General features: G+C 63.7%; 17 protein-coding genes. All 17 read right to left on the reverse strand.

Annotated features, from left to right (window positions below; translation table 11 throughout):
• Positions 1-3: 3 nt before the first annotated feature.
• Positions 4-633, reverse strand: coding sequence for an ABC transporter substrate-binding protein (locus VFY73_RS00215; RefSeq protein WP_329715883.1), 630 nt, complete (start codon positions 631-633; stop codon positions 4-6).
• Between the two features lie 116 nt (positions 634-749).
• The gene (locus VFY73_RS00220) at positions 750-1,586 is read right to left on the reverse strand and encodes a VacJ family lipoprotein (RefSeq protein ID WP_329715884.1); all 837 of its coding nucleotides are present in this window, start codon (positions 1,584-1,586) and stop codon (positions 750-752) included.
• A complete protein-coding gene (gene mlaD, locus VFY73_RS00225; protein WP_329715885.1) occupies positions 1,583-2,065 on the reverse strand; it encodes an outer membrane lipid asymmetry maintenance protein MlaD in 483 nt (160 codons plus the stop codon). The genes VFY73_RS00220 and mlaD overlap by 4 nt, the downstream gene beginning before the upstream one ends.
• A gap of 10 nt (positions 2,066-2,075) precedes the next feature.
• Complete coding sequence (mlaE, locus tag VFY73_RS00230) at positions 2,076-2,855, reverse strand: lipid asymmetry maintenance ABC transporter permease subunit MlaE (protein ID WP_329715886.1); 780 nt, start codon at positions 2,853-2,855, stop codon at positions 2,076-2,078.
• A complete protein-coding gene (locus VFY73_RS00235) occupies positions 2,852-3,664 on the reverse strand; it encodes an ABC transporter ATP-binding protein (RefSeq protein WP_414654344.1) in 813 nt (270 codons plus the stop codon). Before VFY73_RS00235 ends, mlaE begins: the two co-directional genes overlap by 4 nt.
• Positions 3,665-3,792: 128 nt before the next feature.
• The gene (locus VFY73_RS00240) at positions 3,793-5,259 is read right to left on the reverse strand and encodes a glutamate synthase subunit beta (protein WP_329715887.1); all 1,467 of its coding nucleotides are present in this window, start codon (positions 5,257-5,259) and stop codon (positions 3,793-3,795) included.
• 23 nt (positions 5,260-5,282) lie between these two features.
• Positions 5,283-10,076 (reverse strand): glutamate synthase-related protein, encoded by a 4,794-nt coding sequence (locus tag VFY73_RS00245; RefSeq protein ID WP_329715888.1) that lies wholly within the window; start codon positions 10,074-10,076, stop codon positions 5,283-5,285.
• A 117-nt stretch (positions 10,077-10,193) separates the two neighbouring features.
• The gene (locus VFY73_RS00250) at positions 10,194-10,904 is read right to left on the reverse strand and encodes a transposase (protein ID WP_329715889.1); all 711 of its coding nucleotides are present in this window, start codon (positions 10,902-10,904) and stop codon (positions 10,194-10,196) included.
• 70 nt (positions 10,905-10,974) lie between these two features.
• Positions 10,975-12,147: a deoxyguanosinetriphosphate triphosphohydrolase gene (locus VFY73_RS00255; protein ID WP_329715890.1), complete on the reverse strand. Its 1,173-nt coding sequence runs from the start codon at positions 12,145-12,147 to the stop codon at positions 10,975-10,977.
• Positions 12,148-12,172: 25 nt separating this feature from the next.
• Positions 12,173-13,291: a 3-dehydroquinate synthase gene (gene aroB, locus VFY73_RS00260; protein WP_329715891.1), complete on the reverse strand. Its 1,119-nt coding sequence runs from the start codon at positions 13,289-13,291 to the stop codon at positions 12,173-12,175.
• Between the two features lie 79 nt (positions 13,292-13,370).
• Positions 13,371-13,898, reverse strand: a complete 528-nt coding sequence (locus VFY73_RS00265) for a shikimate kinase (protein WP_329715892.1) — start codon at positions 13,896-13,898, stop codon at positions 13,371-13,373.
• Between the two features lie 92 nt (positions 13,899-13,990).
• Positions 13,991-15,613 (reverse strand): hypothetical protein, encoded by a 1,623-nt coding sequence (locus VFY73_RS00270; RefSeq protein ID WP_329715893.1) that lies wholly within the window; start codon positions 15,611-15,613, stop codon positions 13,991-13,993.
• 41 nt (positions 15,614-15,654) lie between these two features.
• A complete protein-coding gene (gene pilQ / locus VFY73_RS00275; RefSeq protein WP_414654346.1) occupies positions 15,655-17,865 on the reverse strand; it encodes a type IV pilus secretin PilQ in 2,211 nt (736 codons plus the stop codon).
• A complete protein-coding gene (locus tag VFY73_RS00280; protein ID WP_329715894.1) occupies positions 17,862-18,392 on the reverse strand; it encodes a pilus assembly protein PilP in 531 nt (176 codons plus the stop codon). The genes pilQ and VFY73_RS00280 overlap by 4 nt, the downstream gene beginning before the upstream one ends.
• Positions 18,389-19,093, reverse strand: coding sequence for a type 4a pilus biogenesis protein PilO (locus VFY73_RS00285; protein ID WP_329715895.1), 705 nt, complete (start codon positions 19,091-19,093; stop codon positions 18,389-18,391). Before VFY73_RS00285 ends, VFY73_RS00280 begins: the two co-directional genes overlap by 4 nt.
• Positions 19,094-19,101: 8 nt before the next feature.
• Positions 19,102-19,755, reverse strand: coding sequence for a PilN domain-containing protein (locus tag VFY73_RS00290; protein WP_329715896.1), 654 nt, complete (start codon positions 19,753-19,755; stop codon positions 19,102-19,104).
• Positions 19,752-20,789, reverse strand: coding sequence for a pilus assembly protein PilM (locus VFY73_RS00295; RefSeq protein ID WP_329715897.1), 1,038 nt, complete (start codon positions 20,787-20,789; stop codon positions 19,752-19,754). Before VFY73_RS00295 ends, VFY73_RS00290 begins: the two co-directional genes overlap by 4 nt.
• Positions 20,790-21,004 lie beyond the last annotated feature (215 nt).

A 21,004-nucleotide genomic window follows, 5' to 3' on the forward strand; every position in this document is an offset into this window, starting at 1 on the left:
CTCTCAGCTCTTGGCCGCAGCCTTGTTCTTCTCTGCCAGCTTGGTGATCAGGCCGTCGATGCCAACCGCGCCGATCTCCTGCGCGAAGCTGTTCTTGTACTGCTCGACCAGCCAGACGCCCAGCACATTGACATCGTAGATCTTCCAGCCGCCGTCGACCTTCTCGAGACGGTAGTCGAGCTGGATCGGCTCGCCCTTGCCCTTGATCTCCGTGCGCACGACGACCTCGGAGTCTTCGGCGCCGGCACGGTACGGCTTCAGCTGCACGGTCTGGTCGCGCACCTGCGTCAGCGCGCCGGCATACGTCCGCACCAGCAGGATCTTGAACTCGGCCTGCAGGCGTTGTTGCTGGTCCGGCGTGGCGGTCTTCCACGGCCGGCCGACAGCGGCGGCCGTCATGCGCTGGAAGTTCACGTTCGGCATCACCTTGGTGTCGACCAACGTGATGATTTTGGACACGTCGCCGGCCTGGATCGCCTTGTCGGCCTTCAGGGTGTCGATGACTTCAGTGGAAACTTGCTTGATCAGCGCATCGGGCGCCGTCACTTGAGCATGGGCGGCGAACGGGCCCACCAGCGAAGCGGCGGCCACGGCGGCCAAGGCAACACGGCGGGTCAGGGCAAAGGCAAACATCTGGGTTCCTTCCTTGTGGAGGCTTGGCGCCGGTCAAGGCGCCGGCCGGCTCAGTCAACGCGCCAACAAGCGGGTCGGTTCACCGGTGTCGGTGACAAATTGCAGCGAGCAAGCGCTCACTTGGCTGCCGGTGCATCCGTCTCGGCTTCTTCGTCCTCATCGGGCGACTCCGGCGGGTTGCCGTCGTAGACCTGATTCTGCCGCCGGGCCAGATAGGCGTCGCGCAGGAAGCTGTATTTGTCCAGCGCGACGTCGTCCAGCACGCGGCTGGCGCCCAGCAGGCCCGCGCGGGTGCTGACCGCCTGCATCAGCGCCACACCGATCAGCTTGGCGCGGGTATCGTCGATCAATGCAGTCGGGCTGGCTTGCATGTCGACCGGCAGTGCGGCAGTGTCGCGCAATGTCGAGGGGCCGAGCACCGGCAGCATCACGTACGGGCCCGACGGCATGCCCCAGCTTCCCAGCGTCTGGCCGAAATCTTCGGACTGCTTTTCCAGGCCGATCTCGGTGCCAATGTCGAGCAGACCGCCGAAGCCCAGTACGCTGTTGGTGGCCACCCGCATGCCCATCTGCAGCGTGCTTTCGAACTTGCCTTGCAACGCGTGGTTGACTGTTGACCAGGCGTCGGCGACGTTGCCAAAGACGTTCTCGATCAGCGTGCGCACGTACTCGGGCACGATGTCCTTGTAGGCCTGTGCGACCGGCTTCAGCACCGCGGTGTCGACCGCTTCGTTGAACGAGAAGACGGAGCGGTTCCAGGATTCGAATGGGTCTTTCTTCGACGGTGCCGGGTTGGCTGCCGGCGCCGACGGCGGCTCATCAGCGGGCGCTGAGGCTGCCCCGCTGGCGGCAGCAGCCAGGACTGCCTGTGTCGCGTGAGCGGCGTCGCCGTCCTCGGCGCGAGCAGCGCCGCCGAGCACCAGCGCGATCGCGCAGGCCGCTGCCAGCTTCATTTCTTATCCCCGTTCTCGGCACCGGCCTCGCCGGCCTTGCTCAGCAGCATCTGGCCGATCAGGTTCTCTAGCACGATGGCCGACTGGGTTTGCTTGATCATGTCGCCGGCAGCGAAGTTCTTGTCGTCGGCACCCGGGTCGATGCCGATGTACTGGTCACCCAGCAGGCCCGAGGTCAGGATCTTGGCCGACGAGTCCTTCGGGAACTCGACGCCACTGATGATCTGCAGGCTGACCACGCCCTGGTAGGTCTTGGGGTCCAGCTTGATCGACGTCACCCGGCCGACCAGCACACCCGCCGAACGGACCGGCGCACGGACCTTCAGGCCACCGATGTTGTCGAACCGGGCTTGCAGCAGGTAGGTCTCGCCGTTGCTGAAGCTGGCCAGGTTGGCTGCCTTCAGCGCCACGAACAGCAGCGCCGCGATGCCCAGCAACACGAAGAGGCCGACGAGGGTTTCGATGCTTTTCTTTGCCATCGTTTGATCCTTAGCGCGTGGAAAACATCAGCGCCGTGAGAATGAAGTCCATGCCCAGCACCGACAGCGACGAGATGACGACGGTGCGGGTGGTGGCATAGGCCACGCCTTCCGGCGTGGCTTCGGTGACATAGCCCTGGTAGAGCGCGACGGCCGTGCAAATGACGCCGAACACCGCGCTCTTGACGACGCCGTTGCCGACATCGCGCCAGACATCGACACCGCTTTGCTGAATCGACCAGAAGTTGCCCGGGTCGATGCCGATCAGGCCGACCGCGACGAGCCAGGCGCCCGAGATGCCGATGGCCGAGAACATGATCGCCAGCAGCGGCATCGAGATCGCGCCGGCGAGGAAACGCGGCGCGAGAACGCGCTGGCGCGGGTCGATCGCCATCAGCTCCAGCGCAGCGATTTGCTCGCCCGCCTTCATCAGGCCGATTTCCGCCGTCAACGAGGTGCCGGCGCGGCCTGCGAAAAGCAGCGCTGTGACCACCGGGCCCAGTTCACGTACCAGCGACAGGTTGACCACCAGGCCCAGCGACTCAGCCGCCCCGTAGGTGGCCAGCGCGTAGTACATCTGCAGCGCGAGCACGAACCCCACCGCCATGCCCGAAGCCAGGATGATGACCAACGAGCGGTTGCCGATCGCGTGGATCTGCGAAACGACCAGGCCGAAACGACGCAAGGCCGCTGGCGACGCCGCCAGCAGGTCGACAAAAAACAGGGCCGACCGGCCCCAGCTGCCCAGGCCACGCAAAGCCCAGGCGCCCACGAACGCAAGCCAGCTCATGCCTGGCCTCGCAGACCGTAGTCGACAGCCATCTCGGGCGCCGGGTAGTGGAACTTGACGGGACCGTCGGGCTCGCCCCGCACGAACTGGCGCACTTCGGGATCGGTGCTGGCCATCAACTCGGCCGGCGTACCTTGGGCAACGACACGCCCGCCGGTGGCCAGCAACACGACCCAGTCGCTGATGGCCATGCACTCGGGCACGTCGTGCGAGATCACCAGCGAGGTGGCGCCGGTCACGTCGTTGAGCGTGCGGATCAGGTTGGCCGCAACGCCCATCGAGATCAGGTCCAGGCCGGCGAACGGCTCGTCGTACATGATCAGTTCGGGATCGAGCGCGATCGCACGGGCCAGCGCAATGCGCCGCGCCATGCCCCCTGACACCTCGCTGATCTTCAACGGCGCCGCCCCACGCAGGCCGACCGCGTTGAGCTTCATCAGCACGATGTCGTGAATCAGCTCGTCCGGCAGGTCGGTCATCTCGCGCAGCGGGAAGGCCACGTTGTCGTAGACCGTCAGGTCGGTGAACAAGGCCCCGAACTGGAACAGCATTCCGAGGCGGCGCCTCATGCGGTACAGCAGGGCGCGGTCGCGCACGTTGACGACTTCGCCGTCGAACACGACACGACCCGCGCTGGCAGCGTAGACGCCACCAATCAAGCGCAGCAAGGTCGTCTTGCCGCAGCCCGAGCCGCCCAGGACGGCCGTGACCTTGCCGCGCATGAAGCGCAGGCTGATGTCGTTCAGAATCGTCCGGCTGGCGTCATATCCAAACGTGACGTGATCGATCTCAATGAATGGGTCGCTCATCTCGGGCAGGGATTTCCCGAGGATTGTCGCATGGGCTTTCTGGGGGGCCGGACGCTTTGCCCAGCCATCACCTACGGACACGTCGCAGCAACACGACGCGCCCGCCCCGGCTGTGCTAGCAGCGAAGTTCAGCGGGGCAGCGTCGACGAGCCCATCAAGAACTCGTCGACTGCACGTGCAGCCTGACGGCCTTCGCGGATCGCCCAGACCACCAATGACTGTCCGCGTCGCATGTCGCCGGCTGCGAACACCTTGTCGACATTGGTCTTGTAGCCGTTCGCCGCATCGGTGCCGGCCTTCGCGTTGCCGCGCATGTCCAGCTCGACACCGAATGCTTCGATGACCGCGGCGACCGGGCTGACGAAACCCATCGCCAGCAGCGCGAGGTCGGCCTTCAGCAACTGCTCGCTGCCCGGCATTTCGACCATCTTGCCGCCCTTCCATTCGACACGCACTGTCTTCAATCCCGTCAGCTTGCCCTTCTCGCCGACGAATTCTTTGGTCGCGATCGCGAATTCGCGCTGGCAGCCTTCTTCATGGCTGGACGAGCTGCGCAGCTTGTACGGCCAGTACGGCCAGGTCAGCGGCTTGTCTTCGGTCTCGGGCGGCATCGGCATCAGCTCGAACTGCGTGACACTGGCCGCCCCGTGCCGGTTGCTGGTGCCGACGCAGTCGCTGCCGGTGTCTCCGCCGCCGATGACGATCACATGCTTGCCATCCGCGCGGATCTGGCCCTTCAGCTTGTCACCCGCGTTCAGCTTGTTCTGCTGCGGCAGAAACTCCATCGCGAAGTGCACGCCGTCCAGGTCGCGCCCGGGCACCGGCAGGTCGCGCGAAGTTTCGGCCCCACCAGCCAGCAGCACCGCGTCGAACTCAGCCTTCAGCTCACCCGGCGTGACGCTGGATTTGGCCCAGTTGGTGATCTTCGAGCCCTTGGGCAACTCGCCCACCATCACGCCGGTGCGGAACACCACCCCCTCGGCTTCCATCTGCGCGACGCGCCGGTCGATGTGCGACTTCTCCATCTTGAAGTCAGGAATGCCGTAGCGCAGCAGGCCACCGGCGCGGTCGTTCTTTTCGAACACCGTCACCGCGTGACCGGCGCGCGCCAGCTGCTGTGCTGCCGCCAAGCCGGCCGGGCCGGAGCCGACCACCGCCACCTTCTTGCCGGTCTTGACTGTCGCCGGTTGCGGCTTGACCCAGCCCTCTTCCCAGGCCCGGTCGATGATCGCGTGCTCGATCGACTTGATGCCGACCGGGTCGTCGTTAACGTTCAAGGTGCACGCGGCCTCGCACGGCGCCGGACAGATGCGGCCGGTGAACTCAGGGAAGTTGTTGGTGCTGTGCAGCACCGTGATCGCATTCTTCCAGTCGCCACGATAGACCAGGTCGTTGAAGTCCGGGATGATGTTGTTGACCGGGCAGCCGTTGTTGCAGAACGGCGTGCCGCAGTCCATGCAGCGCGCGCCCTGCACTTTCGCCTGGTCGGCCGCGAGGCCGATGACGAATTCCTTGTAGTGCTTCAGCCGCTGGGGGACGGGCGCGTAGCTCTCTTCGACGCGCTCGTACTCGAGGAAGCCGGTGACTTTTCCCATGGTGTGCTCTTCAGATCCTTGGCTTACTTCGAGGTCAGTGACTTGCCGGCCTTGGTGGCAGCCTTCTTGTCCGCCGGCTTGCCGACAGCCTTGTCGATCGCTTCGATGGTTTCGCGGGTCGCATGCAGCTCACCCAGCGCGCGCCTGTATTCGGTCGGGAAGACCTTGACGAACTTCGCGCGCGAGTCGGCCCAATGGTCGAGGATGTCGCGGGCACGCAGGGAGCCGGTCCACTTGTGGTGGTCTTCGATCAGCCGCTTCAGCAGCGCTTCATCGGTCTGCTGCTTGTGCCAGATCGCCGGGTCGACAGTGTCTTCCTGCTCGGCCGTCGAGAGGACCTTCTCGAGCGACACCATCGCCGTGTTGCAGCGCTTGGCGAACTGGCCGTCTTCGTCGAACACGTAGGCGATACCACCGGACATGCCGGCTGCAAAGTTGCGACCGGTCTTGCCCAACACGACGGCGGTGCCGCCGGTCATGTACTCGCAACCGTGGTCGCCTGTGCCTTCGACGACTGCCGTCGCACCCGACAGGCGCACGGCGAATCGCTCGCCGGCCACGCCGCGGAAGAAGGCCTCGCCGCTGGTCGCGCCGTACAGTGCGGTGTTGCCGACGATGATGTTGGCGGTCGCGTCGCCGCGGAAGTCGATGCTCGGGCGCACCACCACGCGGCCGCCGGACAGGCCCTTGCCGGTGTAGTCGTTCGCTTCACCGATCAGGTACAGCGTGATGCCCTGCGCCAGGAAGGCCGCGAAGCTCTGGCCGCCGGTGCCCTCCATCTGGATGAACACCGTGTGGTCGGGCAGCCCTTCAGGCCGCCGGCGGATCAGCTCGCCCGACAGCATCGCGCCGACGGAGCGGTTGACGTTGCGCGCGTCCTGCATGAACTGGATCTTCTCGCCGGTCTCGAAGGCGTCGCGGCACTTCTGGATCAGCTTCTTGTCGAGCGCCCGGTCCAGGCCGTGGTCCTGCTCCTCGACGTGGAAGCGCGCCACGTCGGCCGGCACCTGAGGCCGGTGGAACACACGGCTGAAGTCCAGGCCCTTGGCCTTCCAATGGCTGATGGCCTTGCGTGTGTCGAGCAGGTCGGCACGGCCGATCAGTTCGTCGAACTTCCGAATGCCCAGCTGCGCCATCAATTGACGCGCTTCTTCGGCGACGAAGAAGAAGTAGTTGACGACGTGTTCGGGCTTGCCGGCGAATTTGGCGCGCAGCACCGGGTCTTGCGTGGCCACGCCCACCGGGCAGGTGTTCAGGTGGCACTTGCGCATCATGATGCAGCCTTCGACGACCAGCGGTGCGGTCGCGAAGCCGAACTCGTCGGCACCCAGTAGCGCGCCGATCACGACGTCGCGGCCGGTCTTCATCTGGCCGTCGGCTTGCACACGCACACGGCCACGCAGGCGGTTCAACACCAGCGTCTGCTGCGTCTCGGCCAGGCCCAGCTCCCACGGCGTGCCGGCGTGCTTGATGCTGGACCAGGGAGAGGCGCCCGTGCCGCCGTCATGCCCGGCGATCACCAGGTGATCGGCCTTGCACTTCGTGACACCGGCGGCGATGGTGCCGACGCCGACTTCGGACACCAGCTTGACGCTGATCGATGCGCGCGGGTTGGCGTTCTTCAGGTCGTGGATCAGCTGCGCCAGATCTTCGATCGAATAGATGTCGTGGTGCGGCGGCGGGCTGATCAGACCGACGCCCGGCACCGAGTAGCGCAGGAAGCCGATGTAGTCGGACACCTTGCCGCCCGGCAACTGGCCGCCCTCACCTGGCTTGGCGCCCTGGGCCATCTTGATCTGGATCTGGTCGGCCGAGACCAGGTACTCGGTCGTGACGCCGAATCGGCCTGAAGCGACCTGCTTGATCTTCGAGCGCAGGCTGTCGCCGTCTTTCAGCTCGTAGTCGGCCTGAACGACGCCGGCACCGATCACGTCCGACACCTTGGTGCCCTGCGTGATCGGGATGCCTTTCAGCTCGTTGCGGTAGCGGGCCGGGTCTTCGCCGCCTTCACCGGTGTTGCTCTTGCCGCCGATGCGGTTCATCGCGATCGCCAACGTCGTGTGCGCTTCGGTGCTGATCGAGCCGAGCGACATGGCGCCGGTGGCGAAGCGCTTGACGATGTCGGCGGCCGATTCGACCTCGTCGACTGAGATCGCCTTGGCCGGGTCGAATTTGAACTCGAACAGGCCGCGCAGCGTCAGATGACGCTTGCTCTGGTCGTTGATGATCTGCGCATATTCCTTGTAGGTGTCGAACTTGCCGGAACGCGCGCTGTGTTGCAGCTTCGCGATCGCATCCGGTGTCCACATGTGTTCTTCGCCGCGCACGCGCCAGGCGTATTCGCCGCCGGTTTCGAGCAGGCTTTCGAGCAACGGGTCTTCACCGAACGCGGCGCGGTGGTTGCGCAGCGCCTCTTCGGCCACCTCGAACACGCCGATGCCTTCGACCTGCGTGGCCGTGCCACGGAAGTACTTGCCGACCATGTCCTTGTTCAGGCCAATGGCCTCGAACAGCTGCGCGCCGCAGTACGACATGTAGGTCGACACGCCCATCTTGGACATGATCTTCGACAGGCCCTTGCCGATCGCCTTGACGTAGTTGTAGATCGCCTTGTCGGCCGACAACTCGCCCGGCAGCTCCTGGTGCATCGCCGCCAGCGTTTCCATCGCCAGGTACGGGTGCACGGCTTCGGCGCCATAACCGGCCAGCACCGCGAAGTGATGCACCTCGCGCGCCGAGGCCGTCTCGACAACCAGGCCAGCGGTGGTGCGCAGGCCCTCACGCACCAGGTGGTGGTGGATGGCCGATAGCGCGAGCAGCGCCGGGATCGCCAGGTTCGCGCGGTCCATCCGGCGGTCGCTGATGATCAGGATGTTGTGGCCGCTCTTGATTGCGTCGACGCTTTCGGCGCACAGCGACGCCAGCTTGGCCTCGATGCCGGCCTTGCCCCAGGCCAGCGGGTAGGTGATGTCGATCTCGTAGGGCTTGAACTTGCCGCCTGTCGCGCCTTCGATGTTGCGCAGCCGCGCCATACCCTTGAAATCGAGCACCGGCTGCGACACCTCTAGCCGCATCGGCGGATTGACCGCGTTGATGTCGAGCAGGTTGGGCTTGGGGCCGATGAAGCTGTTCAGGCTCATCACGATCGCTTCGCGGATCGGGTCGATCGGCGGGTTCGTGACCTGGGCGAACAGCTGCTTGAAGTAGTTGTACAGCGGCTTGTTCTTGTCCGACAGCACCGCGAGCGGCGAGTCGTTGCCCATCGAGCCGATGCCTTCTTCGCCGGCGGTTGCCATCGGCGCGAGCAAGAACTTCAGGTCTTCCTGCGTGTAGCCGAAGGCCTGCTGGCGATCGAGCAGCGTTTCGGTGAAAGCGGTGGCCGGCGTGTCGCCAGCGGGGATCGAGTCGAGCCGCACGCGCACGTTGTCGATCCATTGGCGGTAGGGCCGCGCGCTGGCGAACTGGTTCTTCAGTTCCTCGTCGTCGACGATGCGGCCCTGCTCCAGGTCGATCAGGAACATCTTGCCGGGCTGCAGGCGCCATTTCTTGACGATGTGGTTCTCGGGGATCGGCAGCACACCGGACTCCGAGGCCATGACGACGAGGTCATCGTTGGTGACGATGTAGCGCGCGGGGCGCAGGCCGTTGCGATCGAGCGTCGCGCCGATCTGCTTGCCGTCGGTGAAGACCATCGCGGCCGGGCCGTCCCACGGCTCCATCATCGACGCGTGGTACTCGTAGAACGCTCGCCGGCGCGGGTCCATCATCTCGTGCTGCTCCCACGCCTCGGGGATCATCATCATCGCGGCGTGGGCGAGCGGGTAGCCGCTCATCGTCAGCAGCTCGAGCGCGTTGTCGAAGGTGGCGGTGTCGCTCTGGCCCTCGAAGCTGATCGGGTAGAGCTTTTTCAGGTCGTCACCCAGCACCGGCGACTTCATCACGCCCTCGCGGGCACGCATCCAGTTGAAGTTGCCTTTGACGGTGTTGATCTCGCCGTTGTGTGCCACCATCCGGTACGGGTGCGACAGCGGCCACTCGGGGAAGGTGTTGGTCGAGAAGCGCTGGTGCACCAGCGCCAGGGCCGAGACGGCGCGCGGGTCCGACAGGTCCTTGTAGTACTGGCCGACCTGGTTGGCCAGCAGCAGGCCCTTGTAGATGATCGTGCGGCAGCTCATGCTGGGCACGTAGTACTCGCGGCTGTGCGTCAGCTTCAGCGCCTGAATCGCCGCCGACGCCGTCTTGCGGATCACATAGAGCTTGCGTTCCAGCGCGTCCGGCACGATCACGTCGGCGCCCCGACCGATGAAGACCTGGCGGATCACCGGCTCGGTCAGCCGCACGGTCGGCGACATCGGCATGTCGGCATCGACCGGCACGTCGCGCCAGCCCAGCAACACCTGGCCCTCTGCCTTGATCGCCCGCTCCAGCTCCTGCACACAAGCCAGGCGTGAGGCATGTTCTTTCGGCAAGAAGATCATGCCGACGCCGTACTCACCCGGCGGCGGCAATGTCACGCCCTGAGCGGCCATCTCCGCGCGGAAGAAATCGTCGGGAATCTGGATCAGGATGCCCGCACCGTCGCCCATCAGCTTGTCGGCCCCCACCGCGCCCCGGTGGTCCAGGTTCTCGAGGATTTTCAGACCCTGGGCAATGATCGCGTGGGCCTTCTGCCCCTTGATGTGGGCGACGAAGCCGACGCCGCAAGCGTCTTTCTCATTCCGCGGGTCGTACAGGCCGTCCGCAGTCAGGGCCTGGATTTCTTCGACGGACGGATGGGGGACAGGGGTCAGCAAGGGACCCGGCGTGGCCTTGGACATGGGCAACGCTCCTCGACGTTGGCTAGGGGAAACGCGAGGTTAAAAGAAAGCCCTGCCGCTCACAAGCTCTATTAAATAGGGTCAGGCTCTATTTATGAAGACGGAGAAGGTGGCAGTTTATTTATTGGGGACAGTCTCGTGTGCCGATTTTGGCGGCCTTCCTCTGGGACGAGCCACCAGAGATCGCGATGTCAGCTTTTCAAGGTCGGCGACAAACGCGGCGTCGCCGAATGGCCGACCGCCCACCAATGACGACACGATGCGCTGCGCCTCGAGGGCCCCAACGCCCTGCTCCAGCCAGTGGCGGTAGGCGGCCTCGCGATCAAACGGCGTATTGCCAAGTTGCCAGTACGCCACCGGCTCGGTGATCAGCGGGTCGCGCAGAGCGCCCAGGTGATGCGCCAGGCTCGACCAGCCTCCTTCATGCAAACCGGAGGCCAGCCCCGAGCGCTGCGGGTTCAGCTCGATGAAGCGCATGCAGCGCAGCACGTTGTCGGCCCCGCCCACCACATGCGCACGGTAGCGTCCCTCCCACAGCGTCCCGCTGCGCCGGTGTCTGGCGTTGAAGCTGGCCACATAGCGACGACCCAAGCTCTGCATCAGCCGCGCCAGGCTGCCTTCATCGGCAGGTGTTGCCAACAAGTGCAGATGGTCCGGCATCAGCACGTAGGCGTGCAGCGTCACCGGGTGCTCACACAAGGCATCGCCCAGCTGCCTCAGCAGCCGTTTGCGATCGTCGTCGTCGACAAAGACCGGCTGCCGGTTGTTGCCTCGAATCAACAGATGGTGTGGATGCCCGGGAATCGTCAGCCTTGCCTGTCGCGCCATGCTCGAACGTTTGAAATTTGATCTGACCCCATTTTAGATGGGGCTGCGATGGGCGAACCCACCTTCAGCGTCAGTCCGGAAAGACGCGCTTGCCGGTCAAACGCTGGTGTTCGCGAATGGCAAAGCGATCGGTCATACCGGCGATGTAGTCAGCCAGGGCACGCATTGGATCCGAGCTGCGTGCATAGTCCGCCGGCAGCTCACTGGGCCGGTCGCGATAGGCGTCGAAAAGTTCGCCCACCACTTGCTTGGCGGCATCGGTGGTGGCCGATACCTGGGGGTGACGGTACAACGCGCGGTACAGAAAGCGCTTCAACTCGGCGCTGCTGCGCTTCATCTCGCCGCTGAAGCCCACCAGCGGCGGCAGGTGGCGAACAGCATCGACGCTGGTTGGGTTGTCCTGCGCCAGGCATCGTTGCGTGTTCGCGATCACGTCGTAGACCTGGGCCGACAACATGCGCCGAATGATTTCGGCCAGCAGGCGACGTGGGTGCAGTGTGGCCAGGTCAGGGTGGTCGGACAAGGTCTCCTGACGGAAACGCCGGAACAGCGCGACCTCGTTCAGCATCTCCAGCGTCAGCAGGCCCGAGCGCACGCCATCGTCGATGTCGTGCGCGTTGTAGGCAATTTCATCCGCCAGGTTGGTCAGCTGAGCCTCGAGACTGGGCTGCAGGCCGGCGACGAACCTGTGCCCGACACCCCTGGGGTCTTCAGCCTCCCACGCCTCGGCTTGCGGCAGCGGGCAACGCTTGAGGATGCCTTCACGCGTTTCGAAGCAAAGATTCAGCCCGTCCCAATTGGGGTAACGCTGTTCGAGCTTGTCGACGACCCGCAGGCTCTGCAGGTTGTGCTCAAAGCCGCCGTGGTTCGCCATGCAGGCGTCCAGCGCGTCCTGCCCCGCATGCCCAAAGGGCGTGTGGCCCAGGTCGTGCGCCAAGGCAATCGCCTCAACCAGGTCTTCGTTCAGGCCGAGGCTGTAGGCCATCGACCGGGCCAGTTGCGCCACCTCCAGCGAGTGGGTCAACCGCGTCCGGAACAGGTCGCCCTCGTGGTTCAGGAAGACCTGGGTCTTGTAGACGAGACGGCGGAACGCTGAGCTGTGGACGATGCGGTCGCGGTCGCGCTGAAAGTCCGAACGGGTTGGAGCCGGCGGTTCGGGTCGCCGCCGTCCCCGGCTGGCGCCCGCGTGGCAAGCCCATGCGGCCAAGCCGTTGTCGCGCGGCGTTGGCTTGAATGTCACCATCGGGCCGCGCTTTTCATTGGCCCCATCACGCGCAGTGGGCGTCGATGCACTCGGCAACCAGGCCGTCGGGTGCACTGCGCAGGACGGCCTGGCCGAGCCCTTCGATCAGCACGAAGCGGATGTCTCCATCCTCCGCCTTCTTGTCGACACGCATGTGGCGCAGGTACTCGGCAGCCCCCAGCGCCGGTCCACACACAGGCAGCCCGGCGCTTTCGATCAGGCTGCTCAAGCGTTGGCGCAGTCCGGGCGGGGTCAGCCCCAATCGTTCGGAGAGCTCAGCCGCCATCACCATGCCCGCGGCCACCGCCTCGCCATGCAACCAAACGCCAAATCCCAGACCGGCCTCGATGGCGTGGCCAAAGGTGTGTCCGAAGTTCAGGATGGCTCGCAGCCCCCCCTCCCGCTCGTCGGCGCCGACCACCCGGGCTTTGATCTCACATGAGCGCCGAACCACGTGTCGCAGCAGTGCCGGCTCTCGGCGGCGCAAACCTGCCATGTTGGCCTCCAACCATGTCATCAGTTCGGCGTCGGCGATCGGGCCATACTTGATGACCTCGGCCAATCCTGCGCTCAGTTCACGATCAGGCAACGTGGCCAACGTGTCGAGATCGCAGAGCACCCGCGCCGGCTGGTAGAACGCTCCGATCATGTTCTTGCCCAGCGGGTGGTTAATAGCCGTCTTGCCGCCCACCGACGAGTCGACCTGGGCCAGCAACGTGGTGGGCACCTGTACGAACGGCACGCCGCGCATGTAGCAAGCGGCGGCAAAGCCGGTCATGTCACCGATCACCCCGCCGCCCAATGCGAACAACACGGTCTTGCGATCACAGCCGCTTCCCAACAAGGCGTCGAAGATCTGGTTCAGCGTCGACCAATCCTTGAAGCTTTCACCGTCGGGCAGGCTGATGACTTCGATCTCCGGGTACGCGCCCGCGAGCCGCTGGGCCAGCCCGCCCGCATAGATCGGACCAACGGTGTCGTTGGTCACGATCAGTGCATGCCGAGCCGCCGGTAATCCATGCCAGCAGGCGTCGTCCGCCAGCAAGCCGGAACCAATCACGATGTCGTAGGACCGGTCGCCCAAGGCGACGGGCACACGCTCAACATCCCGCAACACGGAGGGATCGATGGAGGCCAAGTTCATGGCTTGGCAGTTTAAGCGGCGGCGAGCGGTCGAACGAGGCTCGACCGCCGGAGTGGGCGGGAACGGGCGGTCCGGTCCGTCAGGCTTTGCGGCTCAACCCGGCCATTTCGAGCTGCATGCTCAACAGATTGACCAGGGTGGGAACGGACGTTCGCCCTGTGTCGATGACGAAGCTCGACACTTCGCGGTAGAGCGGATCACGCTGCCGGAAGAGATCTCGCAGCTTGCGCAGCGGGTCACCGCCTTGCAGCAGCGGTCGCTGCGTATCGTACCGCAGGCGACGCGCCAGATCCTCCGGCGTCGCTCGCAGGTAGACCACCTGGTTCCCCGCTTGCGCCATCGCCTCGCGATTGGGTTGGCGCAGCACTGCGCCCCCCCCGGTGGCCAAAACCAAGCGCTCCGGCTTGGTGAGGCGATCGATCACGCGCTGTTCGATCTCGCGAAAGCTTTCTTCGCCGTGTTCGTCGAAGTAGGCCCGGATCGAACCACCGATCTCATGCTCGATCTCGGTATCCGAGTCGACAAATCGCCAGCCCAGATGACGAGCCAATTGGCGCCCGGCGGTGGACTTGCCACAGCCGGGCATGCCGACCAGAACGACGGTCATTGACGAGCAGTTCTCGTCGCGTGCAATCGAGTGCGCATTCGCCCCTCTGTGCCGCGAAGTCCCGGGCTCTTCCGGAAGCCCGGGATCAGGCATCAGGGCGCTTGGGTGCAGAGGCCAATCCCATATGGGCTGAACTGGAACGGAGGCGAAGAGTCGGTGTCGGTTACCTCATCTGCCGGCACAGGCAACCAGCCAGAAAATGAAGCAGACCCTTCGGTACCCGATACACCGCTAGCCGACACCGTGATGTTGAAGAAATCCCAGCTAGCAACGCTTTGTGGGTACTCCAACTGCAAGATCGCCATGCCAGCTTCGTCGGTCGTCCTCGAACCGACCATTCGAATCGAAATATCAGCCTTGCGCGGTTCGAGGATTCCGCTCGAATTGACATCTTCGCCAGTATCGAGCACACCGTTTCGATTCAGGTCTTCGTTGGCGCACTGGTCGGTGGCGTCCTGCTCCCACTGCCCGGCAATGACGAACTCGCCCTTGCGATAAGCGACGATGTCGACCACCGGACTGATGGTCACGCCCGACATCGCATTACCCGCGGAGTCAACTGCCATCACGACAAACTGCTTGATGTAGGTGAGATCAGCATCACCCACGACAATTTCGCCGTTGGTCCCGATAGTGACCGAGATCGCTTCCGAGGTCACGGTCAGTTTGGTCCTGACGGCGTTAGGGCAGGCGCCAGCGGCAAAGTCGGTGTAGTCCCAACACGCACGAATCGTGACGCCATCCGTCGGACTTGACCGCGTGGCCGGGATGTAAGACGTGGTGACTGTACCCACTGCCGAGCTGTACAGCATGCTGTTGCCGGAACTGAGCGTGCCGCCAACGCTGTTCACATCACCGTCCAGGTCAAACCGGACACGCACGTTCTGGATAGGGCTGTTGTTCGCCCGCACGAAGAGTGCACGGATCTGCGATTGATTCGCAGAGCTGCCTTCGGTGTTGGTCGACACGGTGTTCGGGCTCGCCGACACCGAGGCAGAACTCACCGGACCAACGGCATCGTCAACCCCACCGGTAGCCTGAACCTGCACGATGGCAGTGTCCGACACGCCAGCGGCGGTCGCCGTGATCGTCAGCGTGCCCGCCTCATCGGGAGCATCGTAGACGTAGTCGAAGAACCCTGCGTCCGATGTCGCGCCAGTGACCGATGGCAGACCATTGCCAGAGACGGAGATTTCTTGATTCGCGAGCGGCGTAGCGTTGATGTCGGTAACCAAGTAGCGCACTGCGTTGCCGCTCGATCCGGGTGTCACCGAACTGGCATAGGTCGAAGTGACCCTGGCGCCCGTCACTTGGAAGGTCACCTGCCGCGTTAAGGTGCCGTGCGTGGCCGAAATCGTGACGGTGCGGTTCGACTTGTCCGCACCAATACTGACGACAGCGGTAACCGTGCCGTTGCTGTCCGTCGTGGTGCCGCTGACCGTTGCGACTGCATTGGAGTCAACCGATGTCACGACCGTGGCGCCACTGACCGCCGCGCGGTTGTCGTCCAACGCGGTCACGGTCGCAGTAACCGTATCCGCCCCTGAGTTGGTGATACTCAAAGAACTCAGCGTAATGATCAAGTCAGCCACTTCGACTTCCTCGCCATCACCATTGCACAAGGTGCAACTACCAGGGTCCCCACCGCCGCCGCCGCACGATGCAAGGAGGGCCAGCGAGCCCGCGGCCAGCATGCGAATAAACCATCGAATCATTAGAAACTCCAGAACTCTTCTTTCGCCGATACGGACCAAAGTCAACGTGCGGCGGAACGATCAGTCACGACCTTCGGCGTCAGGAAGATCAGCAACTCGGTACGGTTGCTCAACTTCACGCGCTCCTTGAACAAGTTGCCCAGATAGGGAATGTCTCCCAGGAAGGGCACCTTGTTGACGTCTTCGCGTTCATTTTGGGTGAAGATGCCGCCGATGACCACGGTGCCGCCATTCTCCACCAGCACCTGTGTCTTCACGTGCTTGGTGTTGATGGCCGGGCCGGCTATGGTGGCTTCGCCTCGACTGTCTTTGGCCACGTCAACATCGAGAATGACGTTGCCCTCCGGCGTGATCTGCGGCACAACCTCCAGCTTGAGCGCCGCCGGGCGGAACTGGACCGAGGTCGCTCCGCTCGATGAGGCGACAAGGTAGGGAATCTGCTCACCCTGCTCGATGATCGCCTTGACCTGATCGGCCGTGATGACGCGCGGGCTCGAAACAATCTTGCCCTTGCCTTCGGCTTCGAGCGCCGAAAGCTCCAGGTTCAGAAAGCGATTCGCGGTCGCACTGAAGAGTGACAGTGCAAAGGTGGCGGCAGACGCCGTGCTGATCGTTCCCGTACTGGCCGGCAGGTTGACGAACTGCGAGTCAGGCAGATAACTCGTGGCGGTGTTGGGTGTCTGCAGCGTCTGAACGCCCACGTTCGAATAGTTGCCACCGACGGTCAGGTAGTTGTTGCCGCCCAGCGAGTAGCCTGGGATGCCCCCGCGCAAGCCGCGCAAGTCGGTGCTGCCCAGCTTGACGCCGAGTGCGCGGCCGAACTTGTCATCCGCTTCGACGATGCGCGCCTCGATCAACACCTGCCGTACGGGGATGTCGATCTTCGCGATCATCACCGCGACTTCTTCCAACTTCGACGGAATGTCGGAGATGAACAACTGGTTGGTGCGGCCTTCCGCCAGCACCGTGCCCCGCTGCGACAGGATACGGACGTTGTTGGAACCAGCGCCACCGGAAGACCCTACATTCACGGCCTTGCCATCCGAGCCCACCATTTGACCCAGCAGCGCACGAGCGATGTCTTCAGCCTTGGTGTAGTTCAGCTGGAACGACTGGGTGCGCACAGGCTCCAGGTCAGCCACCTTCTTCTTCGCTTCCAGGTCCACTTGCTCCTTGGCCGCCAGTTCGTCCTTGGGTGCGATCCAGAGCACGTTGCCCGACTTGCGCATGCCCAGGCCCTTGGCCTGCAGGATGATGTCCAGCGCATGATCCCAAGGGACGTCTTTCAGACGCAGGGTGACGTTGCCGGTCACGGTATCGCTCGTCACCACGTTGAAGTTCGTGAAGTCGGCGATGACTTGCAGCAACGAGCGAACCTCGATGTTCTGGAAGTTCAGCGACAGCTTTTCGCCCTGATAACCCGGCCCCTGGGTGAGCTTGTTCGGGTCCATCTTGATGGGCCGCACTTCCAGGACGAACTGCGTGTCGGTTTGATAGGCACTGTGTTCCCATGCGCCACGCGGCTCGACCACCATGCGGACGCGGTCTCCGCTCTGCGTGGTGGAAATGGCCTGCACCGGCGAGCCGAAATCAGAAACGTCCAGTCTGCGCCGCAGCGTTTCGGGCAACGTGGAGCGCAGGAACTCGACCACCAGATTCTGACCCTGTTGCTTCAGATCCACCCCGATCTGCGTGCTCGCCAAGCCGACGATGACGCGCCCCGATCCATCAGGGCCACGGCGGAAGTCGATGTCGCGCAGCGGCAGCTGTTCAGTGTTCTGGCTGCTCGCGAAATGAACCGGTTGCGTGGCGGCGCCGGTCGACGCCGTCGACGCAGAAGTGGGCGCCGCGTCCAACATGACCAGCAGCGACTTGCCCTGCAATTCGGTGCGGTAGTTGGCCGGTTGCTTCAGACTCAGCACCAGCCGCGTCCGATCGCCCGAACTGGCGATATTGACGCTGCGGACATTGGCCGAGTTGATGTCGACGGCCGACTTGCCGACACCATTGCCGACATTGGGCAGATCGATGGCGACCCGTGGCGGAGACTGAATGGCAAAGCCGGCCGGTGCAGCCGACAGCGGCTCCGACAGTTCGACACGAATGACTTCACCGGTCGCCTGCTGGTTGCTGCTGATCGAGCGGATCAGGTTCTGAGCCCAGGTCAACCCCGGCGTTGCCAGGCCCAGGGCCAACAGCAGCCCACCCACAGTCCAACTGCGCATCTTGCGTGACTCCAACTTGTAATTCATTGCGCCTTCTCCTGAAGCTGGAGGGTCGTGGTGCGCTCGATCCATTCGCCCGCCGCGTCCTGCACGAGCTCGCGCAGCGACAGTTCCGTTTCGCCGATTTTCGTGATCTGCCCGTAGTTCTGACCGATGTACTCGCCAGACTTCACGTAGTGAAGCAGCTTGTCGACTTCGATCAGCGCATGCGGCCTGCCCTGACGAGTCACGGTGCCCACCATCTTCATCGCATCCAGCGGATAGGCTTCGAGCGGCTCCTTGCGCCGGCGCAACTGCGCGGCGACCATGGCATTCGACTGGCCGCTGTCCATGCGTGTGCCCGCCAGGACCTTCTGCGAACTGAACGGCTCGATGCCCGTGATCGACGCATAAGGCTGCGGCACGAATTTCTTAGGCGCGGCGATCGGCTCGACACTGGGCTTGACCTCGCGCTTTTGCTGCTCCATCCATTGGGTCAACTCGTCGGTGTTGGCGCCGCAGCCAGTCAGGACCAATGCCGCGCCAAGCACTGCCCAGAATCCAAGGCGCTTCATGACTTCTTGCCCTTTTTCTTCGACTTGGCCTCGGCGGCGGCGCGCTTGACCTCGGCCACTTCCGCGGCATCCAGGTAGCGGTAGGTGCGCGCAGTCGCCTCCATCATCAAGTTGCCCGAAGTGTCCTTCGCTGGCGGCGCGATGCTCAGGTTATGAAGCGTGACGATGCGTGAAAGGTTGGCAACATCGGCCACGAAAGAGCCCACATCGTGGTAGCGGCCCGACACCTTGATCGCAATCGGCAGCTCGGCGTAATAGTCCTTCACGACGACTTGGCCTGGGCGGAACAATTCGAATTGCAGCCCGCGCCCGATCCCGGCCTGGTTGATGTCCGATAGCAACGCGTCCATTTCGGCCTTGCCGGGGAGTTGCTTCTCGAGCTGGGTCACATACTCCTGGACCTGCTCCTTCTGCTTCTTCAACTCGTTCAGGTTCACCGCCTGGGTGAGCTTGGAGCGATAGTCGCTTTTCAGCTTCGGCTCCTTGGCTCGCGCGGCCTCCAAGGATTTGTCGGCGTCACTGAGCACGACCAGCCAACCGATGCCGACGACGGCAATCGCCACGGCAATGCAGGTGGCAATCTTCGGCAGGATCGGCCATTGGCCGGGCTCTTTGGGGTTGAGGTCGCGGAACTGCGCTGCGCCGCGGCTCAAGGCGGCGCCAACGTCGATGCGGGGGGTGGTGGATTTGCTGGTGGCCATCATGCGCCTCACGAAACCTTGGCCGGCTTGGTGGCCGCCGGCGCGCTGGCCGGCTTGGCGCCGCCCTGCACGCCACTGGCGCCGCTTGCCGCCGACGATGGCGCTTGAGGACGCTTGATCGACACGCGCATCGAAAAGTTGAACAGCCGGCGCTGGTCGCGGTCTTTGCCCAGCGTCACTGCCTTGATCTCCACCAATTCCGGCCGTTCGAGCCAGGGGGAGCTATAGGCCGTGTTGCGCAGCATTTCGGACACGCGCTCGTTGGTTTGCGACATGCCACCCACCGTGACCACGTTGCCGTTCTGCTTGACGGAGGTGAGGTAGATGCCTTCTGGCGTTTGCTTGACCAGTTCATCCAGCAGATAGACCGGCACGTTGCGATCGGCCTGAAGGTCTTCCACAGCCTTCTGACGCGCTTTCAGCGCATCGATCTCAGCACGCAGCGCGGCGATGTCTTTGATCTGCTCCTCGAGCTTCTTGATCTCGTCAGACAGGAACCGGTTGCGCGTCTCCTGGAACGACGTCAGCTGCTGCAACACGCCAAACCAAAGGATCACAAGGCCGACACCGACGATGCCAGCCAGACCCAGGGCTGAATAGAACGCCCGTTTGCGTTCCTGGCGCCGCGCTTCGCGGTGGGGAAGGAGGTTGATCAGAATCACTGCACGAACCTCCGCATCGCCAGGCCACAGGCCGTCAAGTACGACGGCGCCTCACGGCGCAGCTTGGCTTCGCGCACTGCGGAGCCGAGCTTCATGCTCTCGAACGGGTTGACGACCTTCGACGCAAAGCCGGTCACGTCCTTCACGCGCTCGCGCAGTCCTGGCATGGCGGCGGTACCGCCGGCCAACATCACATAGTGCACCTTGTGGTGCGGTGTACTGGTGAAGAAATACTGCAGCGCACGGCCGATCTCATGGGCCAGGCTGTCAACGAATGGCGTCAGCAGGGTGGGTTCGTAGTCTTCGGGCAGGTCACCGCTGATCTTCTTCTGCTCGGCTTCTTCGTACGAAAAACCGTACTGGCGAGAGATGAGTTGGGTCAGTTGCGAGCCGCCGAACGATTGGTCGCGGTCGTACAGCATTTCTTCTTCGCGCAGCACCTTCAGGCTGGTCGTATCGGCGCCAATCTCGAACAGCGCCACGAGCGAGTCCTTGCCCTGGTCGGGCAGCGCATTGATCAGGCGCCCCATCGCCAGGCGTGATGCATGGGATTCGATGTCCAGCACCACCGGCGTCAGCCCAGCGGCCTCCGCGAGGCCCTGCCGGTCCTGCACACGGTCCTTGCGCGAGGCGGCGATCAGCACGTCGACGTCACCCGCCGAACCTGCATTCGGCCCGATGACGCAGAAATCCAGGCTGACCTCGTCCAGCGAGAACGGGATGTACTGGTGAGCCTCGGACTCGACCTGCAATTCCATCTCGTCTTCGCGCAGGCCGGCCGGCAGCACGATTCTCTTCGTGATGACAGCCGATTGAGGCATCGCCATCACGACGTGGCGCGTCTTCGTGCCACTGCGGCTGACGACGCGGCGCACCGCATCGGCCACCTCATCGAATTTCTCGATCTGGCCGTCAACGATCCAGCCCTTTTCGAAAGGCTCGCTCGCTAAACGCTCCAGAACCAGTTCCCCGGATGTGGACTGGGACAGCTCGACCAACTTGACGCTGGAGGAGCTGATATCGAGGCCAATCATCTGCGGATGCTTTTGGCCCAACAGGCGATCAAGAAAACCCACGAGTCAAAGCTCCAGCGGCGCCACAACAGGACGCAAAGTTAACAAAGCACTTCAATCCTAGCAGCAAGAGTGTTGAGAAACAAAGAAAAACTGCCCGGCAAAACCCGCTGCCCGTTGCGCTTCGCACACGTGTTTCGGTCATATCGAGGGGGTTCGTCCCAGGGTTTTCACCA

The organism is Ideonella sp. (genome assembly GCF_036277275.1).
Classification (GTDB): Bacteria; Pseudomonadota; Gammaproteobacteria; order Burkholderiales; family Burkholderiaceae_C; genus Ideonella.